The 16,370-nt window shown below is 65.4% G+C and carries 18 protein-coding genes, 1 other RNA gene and 1 riboswitch; of the genes, 10 read left to right on the top strand and 9 right to left on the bottom strand.

The features are described 5' to 3' along the window. The first annotated feature begins 20 nt into the window (after positions 1–20). The gene (locus NCT05_RS04310) at positions 21–440 is read left to right on the top strand and encodes a PaaI family thioesterase (RefSeq protein WP_034472911.1); all 420 of its coding nucleotides are present in this window, start codon (positions 21–23) and stop codon (positions 438–440) included. Here NCT05_RS04310 and NCT05_RS04305 read toward each other — a convergent pair. After that, positions 434–1,909, bottom strand: coding sequence for a cobyric acid synthase (locus NCT05_RS04305; RefSeq protein WP_250501800.1), 1,476 nt, complete (start codon positions 1,907–1,909; stop codon positions 434–436). The two genes, NCT05_RS04310 and NCT05_RS04305, sit on opposite strands and share 7 nt — an antisense overlap. 56 nt (positions 1,910–1,965) lie before the next feature. Here NCT05_RS04305 and cobU point away from each other — a divergent pair, with 56 nt between their 5' ends. The 4 genes from cobU to NCT05_RS04285 are packed head-to-tail and all read left to right on the top strand — an operon-like array spanning position 1,966 to position 5,351. After that, positions 1,966–2,514: a bifunctional adenosylcobinamide kinase/adenosylcobinamide-phosphate guanylyltransferase gene (cobU, locus tag NCT05_RS04300; RefSeq protein WP_250458220.1), complete on the top strand. Its 549-nt coding sequence runs from the start codon at positions 1,966–1,968 to the stop codon at positions 2,512–2,514. Positions 2,515–2,518: 4 nt separating this feature from the next. Then, on the top strand, positions 2,519–3,460 hold the full coding sequence (gene cbiB, locus NCT05_RS04295) for an adenosylcobinamide-phosphate synthase CbiB (RefSeq protein ID WP_250501799.1): 942 nt from the start codon (positions 2,519–2,521) through the stop codon (positions 3,458–3,460). Between the two features lie 5 nt (positions 3,461–3,465). Then, on the top strand, positions 3,466–4,461 hold the full coding sequence (cobD, locus tag NCT05_RS04290) for a threonine-phosphate decarboxylase CobD (protein WP_250501798.1): 996 nt from the start codon (positions 3,466–3,468) through the stop codon (positions 4,459–4,461). Further along, positions 4,458–5,351 (top strand): cobalamin-binding protein, encoded by an 894-nt coding sequence (locus NCT05_RS04285; protein WP_250501797.1) that lies wholly within the window; start codon positions 4,458–4,460, stop codon positions 5,349–5,351. The genes cobD and NCT05_RS04285 overlap by 4 nt, the downstream gene beginning before the upstream one ends. On the opposite strand, the gene NCT05_RS04280 is transcribed toward NCT05_RS04285, so the two are convergent. Genes NCT05_RS04280 through NCT05_RS04255 form a run of 6 tightly spaced genes read right to left on the bottom strand, consistent with a single transcriptional unit; the run spans position 5,352 to position 11,408 of the window. Beyond that, the gene (locus tag NCT05_RS04280; RefSeq protein ID WP_008351088.1) at positions 5,352–5,921 is read right to left on the bottom strand and encodes a histidine phosphatase family protein; all 570 of its coding nucleotides are present in this window, start codon (positions 5,919–5,921) and stop codon (positions 5,352–5,354) included. Beyond that, positions 5,906–6,664, bottom strand: coding sequence for an adenosylcobinamide-GDP ribazoletransferase (locus NCT05_RS04275; RefSeq protein ID WP_244807765.1), 759 nt, complete (start codon positions 6,662–6,664; stop codon positions 5,906–5,908). The genes NCT05_RS04280 and NCT05_RS04275 overlap by 16 nt, the downstream gene beginning before the upstream one ends. A gap of 1 nt (position 6,665) precedes the next feature. Continuing rightward, positions 6,666–7,718: a nicotinate-nucleotide--dimethylbenzimidazole phosphoribosyltransferase gene (gene cobT / locus NCT05_RS04270; protein WP_250501796.1), complete on the bottom strand. Its 1,053-nt coding sequence runs from the start codon at positions 7,716–7,718 to the stop codon at positions 6,666–6,668. Between the two features lie 11 nt (positions 7,719–7,729). After that, entirely contained in the window at positions 7,730–8,506 is a 777-nt protein-coding gene (locus NCT05_RS04265) for an ABC transporter ATP-binding protein (protein ID WP_250501795.1), read from the bottom strand. Next, complete coding sequence (locus tag NCT05_RS04260) at positions 8,503–9,531, bottom strand: FecCD family ABC transporter permease (RefSeq protein ID WP_008351096.1); 1,029 nt, start codon at positions 9,529–9,531, stop codon at positions 8,503–8,505. The genes NCT05_RS04265 and NCT05_RS04260 overlap by 4 nt, the downstream gene beginning before the upstream one ends. Further along, complete coding sequence (locus NCT05_RS04255) at positions 9,528–11,408, bottom strand: TonB-dependent receptor domain-containing protein (protein WP_250501794.1); 1,881 nt, start codon at positions 11,406–11,408, stop codon at positions 9,528–9,530. Before NCT05_RS04255 ends, NCT05_RS04260 begins: the two co-directional genes overlap by 4 nt. Positions 11,409–11,489: 81 nt before the next feature. Beyond that, positions 11,490–11,787, bottom strand: a riboswitch (cobalamin riboswitch). A gap of 267 nt (positions 11,788–12,054) precedes the next feature. Here NCT05_RS04255 and NCT05_RS04250 point away from each other — a divergent pair. From NCT05_RS04250 to NCT05_RS04230, 5 genes are all read left to right on the top strand, one after another. Continuing rightward, positions 12,055–12,423 (top strand): ATPase, encoded by a 369-nt coding sequence (locus NCT05_RS04250; RefSeq protein ID WP_008351100.1) that lies wholly within the window; start codon positions 12,055–12,057, stop codon positions 12,421–12,423. Further along, the gene (locus NCT05_RS04245) at positions 12,420–12,734 is read left to right on the top strand and encodes a cell division protein ZapA (protein WP_008351102.1); all 315 of its coding nucleotides are present in this window, start codon (positions 12,420–12,422) and stop codon (positions 12,732–12,734) included. The genes NCT05_RS04250 and NCT05_RS04245 overlap by 4 nt, the downstream gene beginning before the upstream one ends. Positions 12,735–12,839: 105 nt before the next feature. Beyond that, positions 12,840–13,021, top strand: a non-coding RNA gene (gene ssrS, locus NCT05_RS04240) — 6S RNA. Positions 13,022–13,100: 79 nt separating this feature from the next. Beyond that, entirely contained in the window at positions 13,101–13,559 is a 459-nt protein-coding gene (locus tag NCT05_RS04235; RefSeq protein WP_008351103.1) for an EVE domain-containing protein, read from the top strand. Between the two features lie 69 nt (positions 13,560–13,628). After that, on the top strand, positions 13,629–14,357 hold the full coding sequence (locus NCT05_RS04230) for an SIMPL domain-containing protein (RefSeq protein WP_034472932.1): 729 nt from the start codon (positions 13,629–13,631) through the stop codon (positions 14,355–14,357). 52 nt (positions 14,358–14,409) lie between these two features. Here the strand turns inward: NCT05_RS04230 and lgt are convergent, their stop codons facing one another. Next, positions 14,410–15,312 carry a prolipoprotein diacylglyceryl transferase gene (gene lgt, locus NCT05_RS04225; RefSeq protein WP_008351107.1) on the bottom strand — a complete coding sequence of 301 codons (903 nt, stop codon included), beginning with the start codon at positions 15,310–15,312 and terminating at the stop codon, positions 14,410–14,412. Between the two features lie 38 nt (positions 15,313–15,350). After that, positions 15,351–16,268 (bottom strand): LysR family transcriptional regulator, encoded by a 918-nt coding sequence (locus NCT05_RS04220; protein WP_244807760.1) that lies wholly within the window; start codon positions 16,266–16,268, stop codon positions 15,351–15,353. Positions 16,269–16,370: the final 102 nt, after the last annotated feature.

Here is a 16,370-nt window from a genome sequence, read left to right as displayed (position 1 = left end):
TTTCAACCGACCGCACGCTCATGACGCCCCTTCGCCCCGATGTCACGCTCGATTTCCTTCGCAATCGCCAGAAAGGCCGCCTGCCCGAGCTGCTCGGCGTGCAACTGATCTCGCTCGATCAGGGCCAGTTGAGCGGCGAACTCACGATCCGCCCGGAATTGCTCGCGCCGAATGGCTTTCTGCATGCGGCGACGGTCGTCGGCCTCGCGGATACGTGTTGCGGCTACGCGTGCATCGCGCATCTGCCGGAGAAGGCGCAGAACTTCACGACGCTCGAACTGAAGAGCAACCACGTTTCGACGGCGCGCGAAGGCAGGATCGTCGCGAAGGCGACGGCCGTGCACCTCGGGCGCAGCACACAGGTGTGGGACGCGACGGTCACGAACGGCGACGGCAAGCTGATCGCCATGTTCCGTTGCACGCAGATGATTCTTTATTGACCGAAGGCAGCTTGTAGCGCGTCCAGATCGAGCGACTGCGCGAACGAATCGGCGAGGCGATCCAGCGACGCCTCGCGCAGCGCCGGATAATCGAGCGGCTCGGCGTCTTTTACGCCCGCCCATGCGAGCAGCGCGGCGCAGGCTTCGGGCGTGTCGAAAACGCCGTGCAGATACGTCGCGGCGATCTGGCCGTCATCCGATACCGCGCCGTCGACACGCCCGCCGTCCAGCGCGACCAGCGGCCGCGCGAGCGCCGGTCCGCGCGTGCGGCCCATGTGGATTTCATAGCCGCGCACGGGCGCTTTGGCATCGCCGATGGTCAACCGTCCGGTGACATTCTCCAGTTGCTTCTGCGGCGTTAGCACGGTCGAGAGATCGAGCAGCCCGAGCCCGCCCACGCACCCCGCCGCGCCTTCGACGCCATCGGGATCGTCGATCTCGCGTCCGAGCATCTGCATGCCGCCGCATATGCCGAGCACCTTGCCGCCGTATCGCAGATGCCGTTCGATCGCGCGATCCCAGCCGTTTTCGCGCAGCCATGCGAGATCGCGCTGCACGCTCTTCGAACCGGGCAGCACGATCAGATCGGCGGGCGGCGGCGCAACGCCCGCGCGCACATAGCTGAAGTCGATCTGACGATGCGCCCGCAGCGCATCGAAATCCGTGTGATTGCTGATGCGCGGCAGCGCCGGCACGATCACCTTCAGCGCGGGTGCATCGCCCCGCGTGTGCGGCTGGCTCGGCAGCATGTCCTCGGCGTCGAGCGTCAGGCCGTGCAGATACGGCAGCACGCCGAACACCGGCTTGCCCGTCTGCGCTTCCAGCCAGTCGAGCCCCGGCTTCAACAAGCCGATATCCCCGCGAAACCGGTTGATGACGAAGCCGCGAACGCGCGCCCTTTCGCTCTCCGACAAACACGCGAGCGTGCCGACGAGATGCGCGAACACGCCGCCGCGATCGATATCGGCGACGAGCACGACCGGGCAATCGACGCGCTCCGCGAAGCCCATGTTGGCGATATCGCCGTCGCGCAGATTGATTTCGGCGGGACTGCCCGCGCCTTCGACGATCACCGCATCGAAGTCCTTCTGCAAGCGGTCGTACGACGCGAGCACGGCGTCGAACGCGATGCGCTTGTACGCGTGATACGCGCGCGCGTCGAGGTTCGCGTGCGCGTGACCGTGGATGATGACCTGCGCGCCGCGATCGCTCGTCGGCTTGAGCAGGACCGGATTGAAGTCGATGCGCGCATCGACGCCCGCCGCGATCGCCTGAAGCGCCTGCGCGCGGCCGATCTCGCCGCCATCGACGGTCACTGCGCTATTGAGCGCCATGTTCTGCGGCTTGAACGGCGCGACGCGCACCCCGCCGCGCCGGGCGAGGCGGCACAATCCGGCGACGAGCGTGCTTTTGCCGGCATCGGACGTCGTGCCCTGGATCATCAGCGTGCCGCGTGGCGTGAATGGCATCGGAGGATTCCCATGAAGAGCGACGCGCTATCTTAGCCCGTCAGTACAATATCGCGATGACCCCCGACCTCACTTTCATCCTCGGCGGCGCACGCTCCGGCAAGAGCGCGCACGCCGAACGGCTCGCCGCCGAAAGCGGCCTGCCCGTGACGTATATCGCGACTGCGCGCGTCGGCGACGCGGAGTTCGCCGAACGCGTGAAGCTGCATCGCGGGCGCCGGCCCGCACACTGGGCGCTCGTCGAAGCGCCGCTCGATCTCGCGGGCGCGCTGCGCGAAGCGGATCGCGCGGGACATTGCGTGCTGATCGACTGCCTGACGCTGTGGCTCGCGAATCTGCTTTTCTCGAAAGAAGCGATGAGCGACGAAATCGCCGTTCTGCCCGACAGCGCCCGCGATGCCTTCGCGCAATTCGACGCGGCGCTCGGGCAGACGAAAGGCAAAGTGATCGTCGTGAGCAACGAAATCGGGCTGGGCGTCGTGCCGCTCGGCTCCGTCACGCGTCTTTATGTCGATGAACTCGGCCGGCTGAATCAGCGCGTCGCGGCCGCGAGCACACGCGCGACGCTGATGGTCGCGGGCCTTCCGCTCGCGCTCAAGGGTTAGCGCGATGCTCCTTCTTTCCGCCTACGCAATGGCGCTTCTCGCCGTGCTCGGCGTGATCGTCGATCGCATCTTCGGCGAGCCGCGCGCGCGGCATCCGCTCGTCGGCTTCGGCAATCTCGCGACGAAGCTCGAAGCGCGCGTGAACACCGGCTTTCGCGCGCGGCCGGCGGGCATCCTCGCGTGGTTCGCGCTGGTCGCGCCGCCGGTCGGCATCGCGTGGTTTCTGGTCGGCGCGCTGCCGTTCGCGTATGCGTGTCTCGTGCATGTTCTGCTGCTTTGGTTCGCGCTCGGCGCGAAAAGCCTGCGCCAGCACATCGCGCCGATCGCTCGCGCGTTGAGTTTCGGCGATATCGATCACGCGCGCGTGCTGACGTCGCGCATCGTGTCGCGCGATACATCCCAAGCCGATGAAAACGCGCTCTCGCGCGCGGCGGTCGAATCGGCGCTGGAAAACGGCAACGATGCGATCTTCGGCGCGCTCTTCTGGTTCGCGGTCGCGGGCGGCCCCGGCGCGCTGATGTTCCGCCTCGCCAACACGCTCGACGCGATGTGGGGTTATCGCACGCCGCGCTTTCTGCGTTTCGGCTGGGCGGCCGCGCGCTTCGACGATGTGCTCAACTTCATCCCCGCGCGCCTCACGGCCGCGACCTACGCGCTCGCCGGCGACACCCACATGGCGTGGCACTGCTGGCGCACGCAGGCGCGCTCGTGGGACAGCCCGAACGCGGGGCCGGTGATGGCCTCGGGCGCCGGCAGTCTCAACGTGCTGATCGGCGGCGCGGCGGTGTATCACGGCGTGCTCGAAACGCGTCCGACGCTCGGCGCGGGCCATCCGGCGACGGCGAAGCATGTCGTCGCGGCGTTGCGGCTCGTCGAGCGCGCGACATTGATGTGGCTCGCGGTGCTATTGATGATCGCGGTTCTGAGCGTAACGACGAGTGACTGACTGACATGACGCAATCCATCCGGCACGGCGGCAATCTGCGCGAGGCCGCGCGCCGCTACGCGATATCTCTCGATGACTGGCTCGATCTGTCGACCGGCATCAATCCGCACGGCTATCCGGTGCCGCCCGTCGCGCCCGATGCGTGGCGGCGCCTGCCCGAAGACGACGACGGCCTCGCCGAAGACGCCGAGCGCTACTACGGCGCGCCGCTCGCGTTGCCGGTGGCGGGATCGCAGGCGGCGATACGCGCGTTGCCCGCGCTTTTGCGCCGCGGCACGGCGGCCGTCGCGCCGCTCACGTACGGAGAATACGCGCCCGCGTTCGCACGCGCGGGCCACGCGATCGCCACGCTCGACATCACGAAGCACGATTTGCCCGATACGTTCGATCACGTCATCGTCGCCAATCCGAACAATCCGACGGCCGAGCGCGTCGCGCCCGACACGCTGCTTTCCTGGCACGAACAGCTCGCCTCGCGCGGCGGCACGCTGATCGTCGATGAAGCGTTCGCCGACGCCGATCCCGCATCGTCGCTGGCGAGCGAGACGGCGCACGACGGGCTCGTCGTGCTGCGCTCGGTCGGCAAGTTTTTCGGGCTCGCGGGCATTCGCGCGGGTTTCGTGCTGGCCGCGCCCGCGCTCGCCGACGCGTTGCGCGACGCGCTCGGCGCATGGACCGTGAGCGGCCCGGCGCGACATGCGGTCGCCGCCGCTTTCGCCGATATCGCGTGGCAGCGCGAAATGCGCGAGCGTCTGCATCGCGATGGCGCGCGCCTTGCCGCATCGATCGCGATCTACGGTTTCGACGTGCGCGCGACGCCGCTTTTCGCGTGGACAGCGACGACGAAAGCGCCCGAACTGCAACACGCGCTCGCGTTGCGCGGCATCTGGACGCGTCTTTTCGATCTGCCCGGCATGACGCCGAGCCTGCGCATCGGATTGCCAGGCGCGGAAGGCGACTGGGCGCGCCTGTCGCTCGCGCTGCGGGAGATTTGCGCGTGAGGTTGCGCCGTGCGATTGCCCTGCTGATCGGCTTCGCGGTGACGCAAGCGCATGCGATCACCGTCGTCGATGACAGCGGCGCGTCCGTCACGCTCGCGAAGCCCGCCGAACGTGTCGTCAGTCTCGCGCCGCATGTGACCGAGTTGCTGTTCGCGGCGGGCGGCGGCGCGCGCGTCGTCGGCGCTGTCACGTATAGCGATTATCCGAAAGAGGCGCAGGCGATTGCCCGCGTCGGCGACAACAAGGCGCTCGATCTCGAACGCATCGTCGCGTTGCATCCGGATCTGATCGTCGTGTGGCGGCATGGAAATGCGGCGCGTCAGACGGATCGACTGCAGGCGCTCGGCGTGCCGATCTATTTCAGCGAGCCGAAGCATCTCGACGATATCGCGGCGAGCATCGGCAAGCTGGGCGCGCTGCTCGGCACGCAGAATGAGGCACGCGCCGCGTCCGATGCCTTCATGCGCGAGATTGCGCGATTGCGTGCGCGTTACGCGGAACGGCCGCGCGTGAGCGTGTTCTATCAGGTGTGGGACGATCCGTTGATGACGCTCAATCGCGACAACGTTTTCGACGAAGTGATCGGCTTGTGCGGCGGCGCGAACGTGTTCGCAGCCGAGAAACCGCGCGTGCCGACGATATCGACCGAAGCCGTGCTCGCGGCGAATCCGGAAGCGATCGTCACGGCGACGCCCGGCGCGACGAAGCCCGATCGCCCGTTGCCCGCGCTCGAAAGATGGCGGCGCTGGACATCGATGACGGCGGTGGCGCGCGGCAATCTTTTCGGCATCGACGGCGATCTGATCAATCGGCCGACGCCGCGGCTTGCGCTGGGCGCGGATGAGCTGTGCCGCGATTTGGAAATCGCGCGCGAGCGGAGGACGAAGTAGTCAGGCGTTCCACCGCACAAGCAGCCACTGCCCGCGCACGCGCCTGAACCACGCGATCCCGCCGAAATCGAGCGGCCATTGCAACGCCGATTCACGCGCGACGCCGAGCAGATGCGCAGCAAGCACGCGCACGACGCCCGCATGCGCGACGACATGCACGGCCCGTTCATCGACACACGTCGCATCGAACCACGCGATCACGCGATGCGCGAACTGCGCGAGACTCTCGCCGCCGTGCGGACGAGCATGGGCGATATCGTCGGCCCATGCATCGATCAGCGCGCGATCGATCGCGTCCCACGCGCGCCCTTCCCACGCGCCGAAGTGCATCTCGGCCAGACGTGCGTCGGGATGAACGTCGCCGCCCAGCGCACGCGCGATCGAAGCGCAACGCACGAGCGGACTCGCGTGCCATCCATCGACGCATGGGGGCACGTTCAGCGCCTTCATGCGCGCCGTCAACGCGCTCGCCGATTCGCGCGCATCGCGCTGCAAAGGCACATCGGTTTGCCCGTAGCAAACGCCCGCATCGACGGCGACTTCCGGATGCCGGATCAGGACGAGATCCATGCGAGCCCTATGAGATAGATCGCGATCTCGAACACTTGCTGCGCGAAACCGAGGCAATCGCCCGTGTAACCGCCGATGCGCCGGACGAAGTACCGTCCGATGAACAAGCGCAGAACGATCAGCGCGACGATCGTCACGCACGCGAGCTTCCAGTCGGTCACGAAGAGCCACGGCAGGCCGAACGCGAGCGCCAGCGCGAACGACGACACGCTCATGCGCTGCGCGACCGGCTTCGCCTTGCCTTCGGCGCGCACGTAATCGAGCGTGACGAGATAGCTGATTGCGAACGCGCGGCTCGCGGCGTGCGCGGCGATCATCGTCCACGCGACGCGTTGCGGCGGCAATGCGGCGAGCGTCTGCCATTTCAGCGCGAGCGCGATCATCAACGCAATCGCGCCGAACGCGCCGATGCGCGAGTCGTGCATGATGCGTAACGCGTCCTCGCGCGTGTATGCGCCGCCGAAGGCATCGACGCAATCGGCGAGTCCGTCTTCGTGAAACGCGCCGGTCAAGACGAGCGTCGCGGCCATCGAAAGCAGCACCGCGATGCCCGCCGGAAACACGCGCAACGCCGCGAGATACACCAGCGCCGCGACGCCGCCGACCATCGCGCCGACGAGCGGAAAATAGCGCGCCGCCGCGTTCAGATAGTCGCGCTCGAAGCCGACCCAGCGCGGCACCGGCACGCGCGTGAAATAGCCGAGCGCGGTGAAGAAATAGCGCAGTTCGTCGAGCGGGCGCATCTCAGTCGGCTTTATTCGAGACGCCCGCCGACTCGAAGCTCGCCATTTCGTCGACGAACGCGACGGCCGCGCGCAGGATCGGCAACGCGAGCGCCGCGCCCGTGCCTTCGCCCAGACGCAACTCGAGTTGCAGCAGCGGCGCGGCACCGAAATGCGCGAGCATCCGGCGATGCCCCGTCTCGTTCGATGCATGCGCGAACACGCAATAGTCGAGCACGTCAGGCGCGATCTTCGATGCAACCAGCAACGCGGAAGTCGCGATGAAACCATCGACGAGTATCGTCATGCCCGCGCACGCGGCGGCGAGATACGCGCCCGTCATCATCGCGATTTCGAAGCCGCCGAAGGTCGCGAGCGTGTCGATCGCATCGCCTTCATCGCGATGCAGCGCGAGCGCTTTAGACAGCACCTCGCGCTTGTGCGCGAGTCCTCGCTCGTCGAGACCGGTGCCGCGCCCGACGCATTCGTCGATCGAAAGAACGCACAGACGGCTCATCAGACATGCCGCCGCCGACGTATTCGCGATGCCCATTTCGCCGAAGCCGATCACGTTCGTGCCGAGCGACGCGTGATGCCGCACGCGCGCCCCGCCCCGCGCGATGCCTTCGAGCGCGGTCTCGCGCGACATCGCGCGTTCGTGCGCGAAGTTGCGCGTGCCGAGCCCGAGCGACAGACGCTCGTATCCATGATCGATGGGAATCGGCGTCGCGACGCCCGCATCGACGACTTCGAGCGTCATGCCGACCGAGCGCGACAGCGCGTTGATCGCAGCGCCGCCCGCCAGAAAATTCGCGACCATCTGCGCGGTCACTTCCTGCGGATACGAGCTCACGCCCTCTTTCGCGATGCCGTGATCGCCCGCGAAGACGATCATCGCGGGACGCTCGATGCGCGGCTTCGCCGTGCGTTGAATCAGGCCCATTTGCAGCGCGATGTCTTCGAGCCGCCCGAGACTGCCGGGCGGCTTCGTCTTCGTGTCGATGATGCGGCGCAGTTCGCCTTCGATGGCGCGGTCGAGCGCGCGGGGCATCGGGATGCCGTTATTCGTGGACATCGGAATTCCTTTCATGAGCGAGGGATGGAAGGCACGAGCGCTTCGTGCTCGCCATCGCGAATCAACGCGAGCGGATAGCCGAATGCGGCGCTCGCGCGTTCGGCCGTGAGCACGTCGGCGACGAGTCCCGCATGAGCGCCGCCGTTGCCGTCGAGCAGAAGCGCGTGTGTCGCGAAACGGCGCGCGAGATTCAGATCGTGGCACGAGAAGATTACGGTGCGCTTGTGCGCGCGCGCCGCGTCGCGCAACGCGTGCAGGCAATCGATCTGATGATGCAGGTCGAGATGCGAAAGCGGTTCGTCGAGCAACAGCAGCGGCGCGTTCTGGCACAGCACGGCGGCGAGCGCGACACGCTGGCGTTCGCCGCCGGAAAGCGTCAGCACGTCGCGCGACGCGAACGATGCGAGACCCAACGTTTCGAGCGCGGCGTACGCGGCGGCGCGATCCTCGTCGCTCTCCCAGCCCCAGCCGGTGAGATGCGGAAAGCGGTTGAGCAGCACGGTATCGAGCACGCTCGCGCTGAAGGCGTCGTGCGCGGCTTGCGGCATCAAAGCGCGTGCGCGCGCGAGTTCCGTCGCGCGCCATGACGCGAGCGCGCGGCCGTCGAGCGACACGCTGCCCGATGCGGCTTTCGCAATCCCGGCGAGCACGTTGATGAGCGTCGTCTTGCCCGCGCCGTTCGGCCCGGCGATGCACCACATTTCGCCCGCTTCGATCGACTGCGTGAGCCCGTCGATGAGCGTGCGCTTATCCGCGCGAAGCACGATGGCGTCGAGCCGCAAAATCATCGCGGCCTCCGCAGCAGCATCCACAGGAACATCGGGACGCCGATCAATGCCGTGACGACGCCGACCGGCAATTGCGCGGGCGCGATCACCGTGCGCGCGACGAGATCGGCGGCCATCACCGCGAGTCCGCCCGCGAGCGCGGCGGCGGGCACGAGCATGCGCTGATCGTTGCCGAACGCGAGGCGCAACAGATGCGGCACGACGAGCCCGACGAAGCCGATGGTGCCCGCCGTCGTCACGGCGGCCGCCGCCGCGATCGATGCGACGAGATACACGCGCAGACGCAAGCGCTCGACCGGCACGCCGAGCGCGCGCGCGGTCGTATCGCCGCGCAAGAGCACGTTCAGTTGCGGTGCGACGGGAACGATGACCGCGAGCACGACGGCGAGCGCGATCAGCGCGGGCCATGGCGCCGCCGCGCCGTTGAGATCGCCCGTCAGCCAGAAGATCATGCCGCGCAAACGGTTCTCGGGCGCGACGCTCAGGATCAGCGTGATGAGCGCGCCCCATCCCGATGCGATCACGACACCCGTCAGCAAGAGCCTCGGCGATGCGTCCTGTCCGCTTTGCCACAAGTCCTTGCGCGCGAGTCCGAGGACCAGTACGATCGATGCGAACGCGCCCGCGCAAGCCGCGATATCGACGCCCCACCACGGCAGCGACCCGAGCATCGCGGCAAGCGCGAAGGTTGCCGCGCCGCCGGATACGCCGAGCACGTACGGTTCCGCCAGCGGATTGCGCAACAGCACTTGCAGCAGCGCGCCGGCGAACGCGAGCAATGCGCCCGACGCGAAGCCCGCGAGCGCGCGCGGCAGACGCAAGGTCAGCACGATGTCATCGGCGATATCGGGCGTCGCCGAGTGCGCGTGAAAGAGCGCGCCGATCGCGCGCGATACGGGCAATGCGACGCTGCCCATCGCGAGCGACGCGACCAGCACGACGAGCGTCGCTGCGCCGAGCGCGATCCAGATCGCGGTGGCGCGGCTCGCGTCCATCGCGCGCGGACGTTCAGCCACGCGGCTCACGACGGATGCCAGCCCAACGTGATGTACGCGCCGCGTCGTGGCGTGTTGTACGAGTAGGCAAGTTCATAGTCCTTGTCGAACAGGTTGTCGATGCGCGCCGTGACGTACCACGACTTCGAGATGTCGTAGCGCGCCGACAGATTCACGATGCCGTAGCCCGCGAGCGTCGAATTGTAATCGCTGCGTTGACCGCTCACGATCCATTCGCCACCGACGCGCCACGGCCCGATCGTGCGATGCGCCGTCAGCGTCGCGAAATGCCGCGCGCGCCGCGTCAAATCCTCGTGATTCGTTTCGTCGACGGGATTCTGGAACGTGACGCCCGTGCGCACATCCGTTGCGCCGACGTGCCCCGCCCACGATCCCTCGATGCCCTGCACCTTCGCGCGCCCGACGTTCTGCGCGACATAGTAGAAGCCGCCGTCGGACACGTAATCGATCAAATTCGAATAGCGCGTCTGAAAAAGCGTCACGCGCACCACGCCGAGCGCATTCGATGCGTACTGCAACGCCGCCTCGACCGAATGACTCCGCTCCGGCTGAATCGACGGATTACCGCTCAGCGGATAGTAGAGATCGTCGAAGCTCGGCGCGCGAAACGAGGCCGAATAGCTCGCGCTCGCCTTCCAGTGCGCGTCGAAGTTATACGCGTAGCCCAGATAGTAGCTGTTCGCGCCGCCGAAATCGGAATACTGATCGCGGCGCAGATTCGCCTGCAACTCGTTCGCGCCGATGTGCCCCACGTAACCCGCGAACATCGAATTCACATGACGGTCGGGCGCGCTGAACTGATCGGAATCGAGCGTCTGATCGAGATGCTCGTAGCCGAAGAGCAGCTTGTGCGCGTCGCTGATCCGCACGTCGTTCTGCCACGTATATTGCCGGTTCTCCGAATCGAAACGGCTCGTATAGACGCCGTTCTGCTCGATGTTCGCGCGGTCCTGTCCCTGCGCGATCGTGAAGTGCGTCGTCCAGTTATCCGTGACGCGGCCGTTCGCGAACACCGACGCCGAGCGCACGCGATCGTGCGTTTCGTTGATATCGGTCGGCTGGCCATAGGCATCGTCGAAACTGTTGATGCCGTTCGATTGCAGGAAGCGCACGCCCGCGTCCCACTTGTCGCTGAACTCGTGACGCAGCGTCGCCGCGACGCTCTCGTTCAGATAGCCGTTCGCGTTCGGATTGGCGCCGGGCGCGATTCCCGGATCGATCGACGAGAAGCCGTCGGTTTTCTCGCGCGAGACGTTCACGCTGAAGGTCGTGCGGCCGTCCTTGTCGAGCGCGCCGCTCACGCCCGCCGATTGCCGCTGCGTGTGATAGCTGCCGTACTCCGCCTCGAAGTTGAAGCGCGGCGGATGCGCCTCGCCTTCCTTCGTGAAGATCTGCACGACGCCGCCAATCGCATTCGATCCATAGAGTGCCGACACGTTGCCGTTCACGACCTCGACGCGCCCGATCTGGTCGAGCATCAATTGCGATAGCTGTGCCGCGCCGAGCGACGCCGATTCGACGCGCACGCCGTCGATCAGCACGAGCGATTGCGACGACGCCGCACCGCGTATGAAAAGCCCCGAGTTCGAGCCCGGTCCGCCGTTGCGCGTGATCTGCACGCCGGGCGCGAGCGCGACGAGTCCGAGCGCGTCGCTTGCGTTTGCATCGGCGATGTCCTGCTCGTCAAAAAGCGATGTCTGCGGAATCGATTCGGCAAGCGGCTGCGGCGCGCGCGTCGATGTGACGACGACGGGCGCAAGCGTTTGCGTGCTGTCTTCCGTCTGGGCCGCCTGTGCAGCGCCGGCGAACGGCAAGGCGCCGATGGCCGCAACGAGCGCGCCATGACGGGAGAGACCGCTTCTGAGCGCGGCCAGTGGCAATACCATGTGTGAAGTGTTCCGTTTCGCGTGAGCGCGACCCCGCTCCCCGCGAGGACGATGCGCGACGAACGCACCGCGCCATGCGCGCCGATGCGTCGGACTCCGGCCGGTATCCGGGCTGGCGATCAATCGTCTCGCCTTCCCGCGCATGGCGCGCAGTGGCATCGACACGTTTCTTGCAGTCGCGCGCGTGCGACGAATTTCGACACGCTCGCGCGGCAAAAACGCGCATGAGACGACTTGCAACTTGCGTTGCGGTCGCTTACCGTTGCGGGGGCAGCACAGGTTGGCTCGTCGTCGATTGCGGCGACTTCGCTCCCTGTTTCCCGTTTGACTGCATCCACGAGATCCGCGGATGCGAGCACCAAAAGTGCGGCAAGTGTAGGAGCGCGGTTCGGGGCCGTCAAGAAAACCGCGCGGGCAGACTGGCGCGGCGCATGACGAATCGAACGAGAAGCGAAAGAGAAGCGGCCGGCCTGTCATCACGAGCGTTGCGGGGCGCTCGCGTTTTCTGCACACGAATGCATCGCGACATGCGCTTGATTCGAAGGATTAAGCGCTAGATCGCGTGTTGTTACGTCTCGAAACGAGACATTTATCGGAAGCTCCGTTGAACCGCGCTAAAATGCGAGGTCTTTAGAGGACGCAGCACATGCTCAACGAACTCGAATCACTGTCAGGAAACATCGGCCGGCTGATCCAGATCAGCGAGCGCCACAAGCAGGCGCATCAAGCGCTGCAGGAACAACTCGAACAGCTGCGCGCCGACTATGCGAACGTGCAGGCCGAGCTCGCGCAAGTGCGCGAAGAGCGCGATACGCTGCAGTCCGAACGCGATTCGCTGTCCGCGAAAATCGACGACGCGCAAATCCGCCTGAACGCGATTCTCGAAAAGCTGCCGCGCGGCAAGTCCGCGCAACATGCCGAGTCCGACAATCAACTCGATCTCCTCGAAGCCGATTCCCGGGAAGCACATGAAACGGAATTGCACGGCGAGCATCATCAGGGAGAGAAGGCATGACGACCACGCAGATCGAAGTATCCATTCTCGGGCAGCCGTATCGTCTCGCGTGCTCGCCGGAAACCGAAGGCGCATTGCGTGAAGCCGTCGCGCGCGTCGACGCCGAAATGAACAAAGTGCGCAATGCAAGCAGCGTGCGCGGCACGGATCGCATCGCGGTGATGGCGGCGCTTTCGCTGGCGTCGGAATTGCTTAAGCTGCAGGACAGCGTGCGTCACGGCGAGGCCTTCCCCGCCGAAGAAATCCGCCGCACGATGCACTCGATGAACGAGCAATTGGGCGCGGTCATTGCGCAACACGAAGCGCAATAAGGCAGATGCGCGTCGAGTCAATCAGCGCGCAATGTCAATCGAAAAAAGAAACTGCCGAAGTAGCGTGAAGAGGCTGCAGAAGGCAAACGATTGGTGTAGAGTGACGTTTCCCTGCCTGGTACGCCAAGGTCATATATTCCTTGAACCAATGCTACATTGGCACGGTTGCGGAACCTTGCAGCACGGGCGCGCGCGTCGCTAGTCCGATGTACCCGAAGTGTTGCTTACCGCGACCAATCTTGAACCCAGGTTCAGGATGCCGGCCTAGCGGCTGTGGCGGGGACCTCATTCAAGAAACGGCATCGGTTTTTCCGATGCCGTTTTCGTTTGTCCCTGCCGTTCGCTCTTCGATTCATGCACACGACCATGCGCTACTGGCTGATGAAGTCCGAACCGGACGAAGCGAGCATCGATCATCTCGCGCACGCGCCGAAAAAAACCTTGCCGTGGACGGGCGTACGCAACTATCAGGCGCGCAACTTCATGCGCGATCAGATGCAGATCGGCGACGGCGTGCTCTTCTATCATTCGAGCTGCCCGGAGCCGGGCATCGCGGGCATCGCGAAAGTGTGCTCGACGGCGTATCCGGATCCCACGCAATTCGATCCGAAGAGCGATTACTACGATCCGAAATCGACGCAGGAAACGCCGCGCTGGATGCTCGTCGACGTGAAGTTCGTGAAGAAGACGCCGCTCATATCGCTCGCCGCGTTGCGCGAACATCCAGAGCTTGCCGACATGCAAGTGCTCGCGCGCGGCAACCGGCTCTCGATCACGCCCGTGACCGAAGCGCAATGGCGATTTATTACCGAGCACCTCGTCTAACAAGGAACTTACGACTTCACGACTGCGACTAAATCCCGTCGCACGTACGCGATGTCACGGAGTCCTTCGATGCTCAATAAGAAAACCGCCGCCGCCTTCGCCCTGCTCGCGATGTCCGGTGCCGCGCTTACGTTGTCTCAAACCGCCGCTGCGCAGACGGTGATGACGCAGCCACAGCCCTCGGGCGTGCTCTCGCTCTCCGCACAAGCGAGCGCGCAAGTGCCGCAGGATGTCGTCAACATCACGCTCTTCTACGAACAGGAAGCGGCCGATCCGTCGTCGCTCACCAGCACGCTCAATCAGCGCGCCGAGGCCGCGTTACGCGAAGCCAAAGGTGTCGACGGCGTGACCGCGAAGAGCGGCTCGTTCACCGTCTATCCGTCGACGGATCGCGACGGCAAGATTTCCGCGTGGCGCGGGCGCACGGAAGTCGTGCTCGAATCGCATGACTTCGCGGCGGCATCGAAGCTCGCGGGCAAGATGAGTTCGTCGATGCAAGTGGGTAGCGTCGCGTTCTCGCTGTCGCCCGAAGCGCAGCGCGCGGCCGAGCAAAAGCTCGTCTCGCAAGCCATCGATTCGTTCCGCAAGCAGGCGCAAAGCGCCGCGCAAGGCTTCGGCTACAGCAATTTCACGATTCGGGAAGTGAATGTCGGACGGAGCGGCGCGCAGCCGCGTCCCGTCATGATGATGCAATCGCGCGCGATGAGCGCCGATGCGAAGATGGCCCCGATCGCGATGGAAGCCGGCACGACCACGGTGACCGTCGACGTTTCCGGCTCCGTACAAATGGGACGCTAAACGTCGCTCCCGCTGTTCACGCGGGGCGGCGTTCGACCGCCCCGCTCTTTCCTCAAGCCTTTGCGGATTCGGGCGGCAGGCGCAGATTGCGCTTGTAGGCCCACACCATCATTACCACGCCGGCGACGATCATCGGCAGCGAAAGCCATTGGCCCATCGAGAGATTGAGCGCGAGCAAGCCGAGATAATCGTCCGGCTCACGCGCGAATTCCACGGTGAAGCGCGCGAGTCCATAACCGATCAGGAACAGCGCCGAAATCGCGCCGACCGGACGCTGCTTGCGCGAGAACGTCCAGATCACGATAAACAACACGAGCCCTTCCAGCGCGATTTCGTACAACTGCGACGGATGACGCGGCAGCATGTGGTAACGCTGAAAAATTTCCGTGAGGTGATACTGCGCGTCGAGCTGCGGATTCTTCGAGAGCCACACGGCGTCGTCGTTCGTCGAGTTCTGGAAGAGCATCGCCCACGGCGCGTTCGGGTCCGTCACGCGGCCCCACAGCTCGCCGTTGATGAAATTGCCGAGTCGCCCCGCCGCGAGACCGAGCGGCACCATCGGCGCGACGAAATCCGTCACCTGCAGCCATGTGCGCTTGCGGTGATACGCGAACAGCACCATCGCGAGCGTCACGCCGAGAAAGCCGCCGTGAAACGACATCCCGCCTTCCCATACCTTGAAGATATCGAGCGGATGCGCGGCGTAATAACTGGCCTTGTAAAACAGCACGTAGCCGATGCGCCCGCCCAGAATCGTGCCGAGCACGCCGTAGAACAGCATGTCGTCGATGTCCTTCACGGTCCAGCCTTGCGCGGCGACATAAGGCAGCCGCAGCCGCAACCGGCCGATGACGATGGCCGACACGAACGCCACCAGGTACATGAGGCCGTACCAGCGCACGGCGAGCGGTCCGAGATGAATCGCGATGGGATCGAAATTGGGATGTATGAGCATTCTGATGTGGGAATCTTTAAGCGGGCTACAGGGGCGAATCATACAGAACCGGCGCTTTCGGCCCTCGAACGGACGATTTCGATGAACCCGGCGAGCACCGGACTCACTTCCGCGATCCGCCATACCAGCCCCGTTTCCACGAAAGGACCGGGATCGAGAAGCGGACGATACACGACGCCCGTGCGCCTTAGATGACGCAGCGATTGCGGCACGAGCGCGACGCCCATGCCGGCGGACACGAGGCTCACGATGGTCTGCATCTGGATCGCCTCCTGCCCGATACGCGGCGTGAGCCCGGCCGCGCCATAGCAGCCCATGATGATGTCGTGCAAGCCGGGCGCGAGACGCCTCGGAAAGACGACGAGCGGCGCGGCGGCGAGATCGTGCAGGTCGACGGGTTCGTCTTCGCTCGAATTCAGCTCTTGCGCCTGCTTCTCGGACATCGCGATCATCAGCGGCTCGCGCGCGATCGGCACATACTCGAGCGACGACGCGTAACGCGGCGGCAGCGGCGGAATGACGAGGCCCGCATCGACGCGCCCGGCGACGAGTTCGTCGATCTGCACGTCGCTCGTCGCTTCGGTCAGTTGCAGACGCACGCCGGGATGACGCGCACCGAAATCGCGCAGCAGCGCCGGCAGAAGCCCGTAATCGGCGGTGGAGACGAACGCGAGCGACAGCACGCCCGCCTCGCCGCGCGCGAGCGATTGCGCGAGCGGACGCAGCGCATCGGCGGATGCGAGCAGGCGGCGCACTTCCGGCAACAGATCCTTGCCGACGGGCGTCAGCTCCACGGTCCGTTTCGTGCGCACGAAAAGCGCGACGCCGAGCGATTCTTCCAGCGCGCGGATCGCCTGCGAGAGCGGCGGCTGCGTCATCGCGAGGCGCGCGGCGGCACGGCCGAAGTGCATCTCTTCGGCGACCGTCACGAAATAACGCAGGAGTCGTAGTTCCATTGATATGTTTTGCGACCTAGTAAGCCCTGAATAATATATTGGACAGACACATAGCGCGGTTGCATTCTTGCTGCATCAAATCAAGAACATCCCCTCAGGAGC

The sequence above is a fragment of the Caballeronia sp. AZ7_KS35 genome (genome assembly GCF_023631045.1).
Classification (GTDB): Bacteria; Pseudomonadota; Gammaproteobacteria; order Burkholderiales; family Burkholderiaceae; genus Caballeronia; species Caballeronia zhejiangensis.
Note: the sequence above shows the minus strand (reverse complement) of the source record. Positions and strands in the feature narration are given on the sequence as shown.